Origin of the sequence: Pseudomonas sp. RIT357 (assembly GCF_000632245.1) — a bacterium.
Lineage (GTDB): Bacteria > Pseudomonadota > Gammaproteobacteria > Pseudomonadales > Pseudomonadaceae > Aquipseudomonas > Aquipseudomonas sivasensis.
Genome location: NZ_JFYX01000021.1, coordinates 72,076 through 78,245 on the forward strand (window position 1 = coordinate 72,076; position 6,170 = coordinate 78,245).

General features: G+C 62.0%; 5 protein-coding genes. 4 read left to right on the plus strand and 1 reads right to left on the minus strand.

Going from position 1 to position 6,170, the window contains the following annotated elements; all coding sequences use genetic code 11:
- Window positions 1–143: 143 nt before the first annotated feature.
- Window positions 144–824: a histidine phosphatase family protein gene (locus tag BW43_RS12845; RefSeq protein WP_032887292.1), complete on the minus strand. Its 681-nt coding sequence runs from the start codon at window positions 822–824 to the stop codon at window positions 144–146.
- A gap of 269 nt (window positions 825–1,093) precedes the next feature.
- On the opposite strand from BW43_RS12845, the gene BW43_RS12840 reads away from it, so the two are divergent.
- The 4 genes from BW43_RS12840 to BW43_RS0127525 all read left to right on the plus strand — a co-directional run.
- Window positions 1,094–1,762 (plus strand): ABC transporter ATP-binding protein, encoded by a 669-nt coding sequence (locus BW43_RS12840; RefSeq protein WP_032887293.1) that lies wholly within the window; start codon window positions 1,094–1,096, stop codon window positions 1,760–1,762.
- A 1-nt stretch (window position 1,763) separates the two neighbouring features.
- The gene (locus tag BW43_RS12835) at window positions 1,764–4,226 is read left to right on the plus strand and encodes an FtsX-like permease family protein (protein ID WP_032887302.1); all 2,463 of its coding nucleotides are present in this window, start codon (window positions 1,764–1,766) and stop codon (window positions 4,224–4,226) included.
- Window positions 4,216–5,277, plus strand: coding sequence for a lipocalin-like domain-containing protein (locus BW43_RS12830; RefSeq protein WP_032887294.1), 1,062 nt, complete (start codon window positions 4,216–4,218; stop codon window positions 5,275–5,277). Before BW43_RS12835 ends, BW43_RS12830 begins: the two co-directional genes overlap by 11 nt.
- A 137-nt stretch (window positions 5,278–5,414) precedes the next feature.
- Window positions 5,415–6,170, plus strand: a 756-nt coding sequence (locus BW43_RS0127525) for a hypothetical protein (RefSeq protein WP_032887295.1), incomplete at its 3' end; no start/stop codon positions are given.

Consider the following 6,170-nt stretch of genomic DNA (forward strand, 5'->3'; position numbering starts at 1 on the left):
CAGGGTTTTTAAGTAATAAGCTCATCGTGCAAACAGTCACTGCGGTCACTAAGTAACAGGAGAGAGTCAGGGGGTGCTTAATTAAAAGGCGCAACTAAACATGCCAGAACAGGGCTGTCTTGTTGCTGAACACAGGCAATGACTTAGAGGTGTTTGAGCGCAGCCGGCCAGTCCGGATTGTTCATGATGCCCAGGGTCTTGAATTTACCGTTGGGCAACACTTGCACGAACAGGGCGCTGCCGTACTCGGGGAATGCCGCATGGGGGAAGCCCTGGGTTTTTTCGAAGTCGGCGATGCAGCCACTGTGCGTCACAAATACCAGGTTGCGTCCCGGCTGTTTGTGGCTGAGCAGTTCTTCACCCATGGCGGCGCCGCAGACGGCCTGCTGGCCGGAGGTCAGCTCGTTTTTACCGAACATAAAGCGCAAGGTCTGGGCGGTACGGATGGCCGGGCTGGCGAGTACGTCGCTGCCTTCCATGCCCAATGATTTAAAGGCGTTGCCGAGGTTTTCGGCGTGTTCGCTGCCGTTGATCGTCAGGCCTTCAACTGGCCCCAGGCACGGATTGGTAGAACGGTCGCAGCGCTCTTCATGACGCACCAGCACGATCACGTCGCCGTCACGCCACAGCGGCATAACCTGTGAGGTCAACAGACTGTTGCCCACGCCAAGGTCCCGTGGCGAGGCCGGCCAGAACAGGCTGCAAGCGAGCAGCACGGTGATCACGGCAATGCCTGGATACAGCCGTTGCAGGCGCTTGAAAAAAGTCCGGGGCGAGCGCGGTTTGGTCAGGGTAATGTCTACCACTTCATTCACCTTGGACATTGTTGGCAATGTTGTATTAGTTAGGCGCAATGTGTTGGCGAATAGCCGCAGTGGAGCAGAAGGCTGTCACAGGGCTGCTGTCTTTTCGCTGAACATGGGGCGGTTAAAAGTTATCAGGCGTGGCAACTTAATAAGTGGTCGACGCGTGACGCATAACCGGCAATTTAGAGGTGGGCGAGTGGGCATCCGGTGAAATCCATGTGAAAAATTTGCGTGGCCCCAAGGCGCAGCCGTTATTCTCGATGGCCGCCCATCAATCGAGTGCTCCCATGCTGCAGGCGCAAGGTGTCTTCAAAAGCTATGCCACCCCTCAAGGCCCGTTGGCGGTGTTGGCAGGTGTGGATTTGCACCTGGCCGCACGCAGCAGCCTGGCGTTGATGGGCGAGTCGGGCAGTGGAAAAAGCACCTTGTTGCACCTGGTGGCGGGGCTTGATCGGTTGGATCGCGGCAGTATCCAAGTGGGTGAGCAACGCCTCGACCAGATGAGCGAGGCGCAACTGGCTCACTGGCGGCGCACTGAAATTGGCCTGGTGTTCCAGCAGTTCAACCTCATTGGCAGTTTGCGCGTCGACGACAACCTGGCGTTCCAGGCCCGGCTGGCGGGGCGCTTTGATCCGCTCTGGCAGGCGCAGTTGGTGGAACGCCTGGGCCTGGGCGACTTGCTCAAGCGCTATCCGGAACAGCTCTCGGGCGGCCAACAACAGCGGGTCGCGGTAGGGCGTGCCTTGGCGTCGCGGCCAGGCTTGCTGTTGGCTGACGAACCCACCGGCAACCTCGACGAAGCCACCAGCGACGAGGTGTTGCAACTGATGCTGGACCTGTTGCGCGACAGCCCCACCAGCTTGTTGATGGTCACCCACAGCCCCCGTATCGCCGCACGGCTGGACCAGCAGGTGGTGTTGCATCACGGCCGCGTCCTGCCTGCGGATGCTCGCTGAAATGGCGGTGTTTTATTGGACACTACGCGCGTTGCTCAGCCATTGGCGGCGCCACCCGGTGCAGTTTTTCAGTGTGCTCACCGGCTTGTGGCTGGCCACCGCACTCTTGACCGGCGTGCAGGCCCTCAACAGTCAGGCGCGCGACAGCTATGCCCGCGCCAGCCAGTTGATCGGCGGCGAACCCCAAGCCAGTCTCAGTGCGCCGGACGCTGCCAGTTTCCCGCAAACGCTGTTTGCCGAACTGCGCCGCGCGGGTTGGCCGGTGTCGCCGGTGGTGCAGGGGCGGTTGCAGCTCAAGGGGCATGAGGACGTGCGCCTGCAATTGATGGGCCTCGACCCGCTGTCGTTGCCCGGCAGCGGCGCGGTAGCGGGGCAGCGCTTGAGCCAGGCGCAGATGCTCGCCTTCTTTGACCCTCCGGGGCGTACCTGGATCGCGCCGCAAACCTTGCAGGCCCTGGGACTGCACGAAGGGCAGCAACCCCTGGCGCTGAACGGGCAACGCCTGCCGCCGCTGCAAGCCCAGCCGGACATGGCGCCCGGGCTGTTACTGACCGATATCGGCTTTGCTCAACCTTTGCTTGAGATGCCTGGGCAGCTGTCGCGGCTGCTGCTGGACAAGGCCTTCGCCGCCAGCCATCCCACGCCTCCCGCCGGGCTGCAACTCAGGCAGGGCGAGGACAGCAACTTGGCGCGCCTCACCGAAAGCTTCCATCTGAACCTTGATGCGCTGGGCTTCCTGTCCTTTGTGGTGGGGCTGTTTATTGTGCACGCCGCCATCGGCCTGGCCCTGGAGCAACGCCGCGGACTGCTGCGCACCTTGCGTGCCTGTGGGGTCAGTGCGCGTTTGTTGATCCTCGGGCTTGGGGTGGAATTGGGCGCGTTGTCGCTGCTGGGCGGCGTGCTCGGCGTCGCCAGCGGATACCTTCTGGCCAGCCTGCTGCTGCCGGATGTGGCTGCCAGCCTGCGCGGCTTGTATGGCGCCGAAGTGCCGGGACAGTTGAGCCTGAGTCCATGGTGGTGGCTGGCGGGGTTGGGCTTGAGCCTGTTGGGTGCTTTACTGGCCGGTGCCAGCAGCGTGTGGCGGGCGGCGCGCTTGCCGTTGCTGGCGCTGGCCAACGCCCAGGCCTGGCACGAGGCCCATGGTCGCTGGTTACGGCGTCAGGGCTGGGTCGCCGGAACGGCATTGCTGATCGCGCTGTTGGCGCTTTGGCTGGGCGACAGCTTGGCGGCGGGGTTTGTATTGATGGCGACCTTACTGCTCGGCGCGGCCTTGGGCTTGCCGGTATTGCTCAACGGGCTGCTCAAGGCCGTGTTGGGGCGCAGCCGTTCAGTGCTTGGCCAGTGGTTTCTTGCCGATTGCCGCCAACAACTGCCGGCTTTGAGCCTTGCACTGATGGCGCTGCTACTGGCCCTGGCCGCGAATATCGGCGCGGGCTCCATGACCTCGGGCTTTCGCCACACCTTCAATCATTGGCTGGAACAACGCCTCACTGCCGAGCTGTACCTCAACCCGCAAACCCCGGCCCAGGCGGATCAGCTCAGCACTTGGCTGGCGCACCAACCGCAGGTGCAGAGGGTGTTGCCTACCTGGCAGATCGCCGTGCAAGTGCAGGGCTGGCCAACGGATCTGTTCGGGGTGGTCGACGATCCGACCTATCGCGAGCACTGGCCCTTGTTGGACGCTGCCGATGCACCTTGGGACCGGTTGCAGCGTGACGACACCTTGATGCTCAGCGAGCAGTTGGCGCGCAGGCTTTCAGTCAGGCTCGGGGATTCGATTGATATCCCCACGCCTCAAGGCCTCTGGTCACCCAAGGTGGTGGGGATTTACGCGGATTACGGCAATCCCAAGGGGCATATCCTGGTCAATTCCGAACACCTGCTGGCGCACTGGCCGACGCTCTCACCCGCGCGCTTCAACCTGCGCGTCGCGCCGTCTGATGTAGCGCCACTGGTGCGAGAAGTGCAGCGCGCATTTGCCCTGGACGACAGCCGCATCGTCGATCAACAGCAACTCAAGGGCTGGTCGAGCCAGGTGTTCGAACGCACCTTCGCCGCGACTGCGGCCCTCAACAGCCTGACCTTGGGCGTGGCCGGCGTAGCGCTGTTCATTAGCCTGCTGACCCAGAGCCAGAGCCGCCTAGGCCAACTCGCACCGCTGTGGGCGCTGGGCGTGACACGTCGACAATTGATGTTGCTGAACCTGGGCCAGACCTGGCTGCTGGCGGTGCTCACCCTGATGTTGGCGTTGCCGCTGGGAGTGTTGTTGGCATGGTGCCTGGACGCGGTGATCAACGTGCAGGCCTTTGGTTGGCGGCTGCCGCTGCAGGTGTTTCCGTGGCAGCTCGCACAATTGCTCGGGCTGGCCATGCTCGCCACATTGTTGGCATCGGCCTGGCCGCTGTGGCAGCTGTACCGCAGCCGTCCGGCGGATTTGCTGAGGACCTTTGCCCATGAAGATTAAGGCGTTGATGTGCGCGTTATTGCTGCTGGCGGCTTGTGACAAAGCCCCCGCGCCCCAAGAGAGCTTTGCAGGCCTGGGCAGCGATGCGGCGGACTTTGCCCAAGTGCTGCCCGGCAAGGTGTTCAGCTTTCCCGAGGACCATGGCCCCCATGACGGCTTTCGCATCGAGTGGTGGTACGTCACCGCCAATCTGAAGGACGCCCAAGGCAATGTGTTTGGCGTGCAATGGACGCTATTTCGCAACGCCTTGAAAGCCGGGCCGACCCAGGCCGGCTGGCGGGATTCGACGGTGTGGCTCGGCCATGCCGCCGTCACCTCCGCCAACCGCCACTACGCCGCCGAACGGCTGGCCCGTGGCGGCGTTGGCCAGGCCGGTGCCCAGGCAGCGCCGTTCAATGCGTGGATTGACGATTGGAACTTTGCCAGCCGTCCTGGCGCGGCCAGTGCATTGGCGGATATGCAACTCAAGGCCAGCGCAGAGCACTTCGCCTACGACTTGCGGCTGACCTCCAGCCGTCCATTGGTGTTGCAAGGTGACAACGGCTACAGCCGTAAATCCGACCAGGGCCAGGCGTCGTATTACTACAGTCAGCCGTTCTTCACCGCCAATGGCAGCGTCAGCATCGATGGCACAACCTATCAAGTCACTGGCCCGGCGTGGCTCGACCGCGAATGGAGCAGCCAACCACTGAGCGCCAGCCAGACTGGTTGGGACTGGTTCTCCCTGCACCTCGACCGGGGCGCGCAACTGATGCTGTTTCGCGTACGCCAGAAGGACGGCGGCGGTTATCTCACCGGCACCTGGATCGACGCACAGGGACGTACAGAGACCTTGCATAACGCTGACATCCAGCTGACACCGCTGGAAACCACGGCCATCGATGGGCGCAACCTGCCGACGCGCTGGTCGCTGAAAATACCTGGCAAACAGCTGGATATCACCACTGAAACCGTCAACCCGAACGCCTGGATGAACCTGAGCATTCCGTATTGGGAGGGGCCGGTGAGGTTTGACGGGGGCGTGGGCTACTTGGAAATGACCGGGTATTGAGGGTACTTCCGTAAGCGCTTGTCCGCGTTGACGTAGGTAACTTCCCAAATGTTATTCAGCCTTCCTCGGGTTGTGTCCGGGGTGTATCTGCTTGCTTATATTTCGACGCCATCTTCATTGCATCCCGGATGTAAGGCATGGCGCAGAGCTATCTCAACGACCGCACGATGGACTATCCGAGTGTGAAATCCCGCTTGATGGGTAGTGCTCCGAGCCGGCAGCGTTCTGATCATTTTGATGTGTTGAATCGGCACCTGCGCCATGGGCTGGTGACGCCGGGTCAGATGGTGATTATTCCCGATGCCTACAGCGTGACGTGTTCGTTGGAGGAGGCCTGGTTGATGCGCCGGGCGGAAGAAATTCACCGGCAGTTGGCGCAAGACGCGTCAGTCGGAACGGCGGTGATCAATAACTATGACTTGCTGCAGAGCTTTCTGGCGTACAGCTCGATCGGGGTGGGCAGCGTGACGTCGGCGTGGTCGCGGCATCTGGACGCGGTGGCGCATACGCTGGAGGACATTGAGCGGTTGCATCAGCGCTTTCGGGACGGTGGGTTGGACCGGCAGGCATTTTTTCGCCAGCGCCAGGTGTTGTTGTCGCTGTTGGACACCCAATTGCAAGGCGCGGCGCGCTATGGCACGGGTTTGCAGGGCAATCAGGGGTTGAAGAAGCTGCTGGGGATTTCCACGAAAAGCTATCTGAAGAAGGGTGAGATCGCCGGGTACGCGCAGCGGATTCGGGAGATCGCGCAGATGTCAAAGTGGTTGGGCAAAGGCACGTATGTGGGGTTGGCGCTGGACGTAGGCGTGGCGGGATTGGAGATCAAGGAGGCGTGTGTGACGGGGCGGGAGGCGCAGTGTCGGAGGGCGAAGTATGTGGAGACGGTGAGGTTG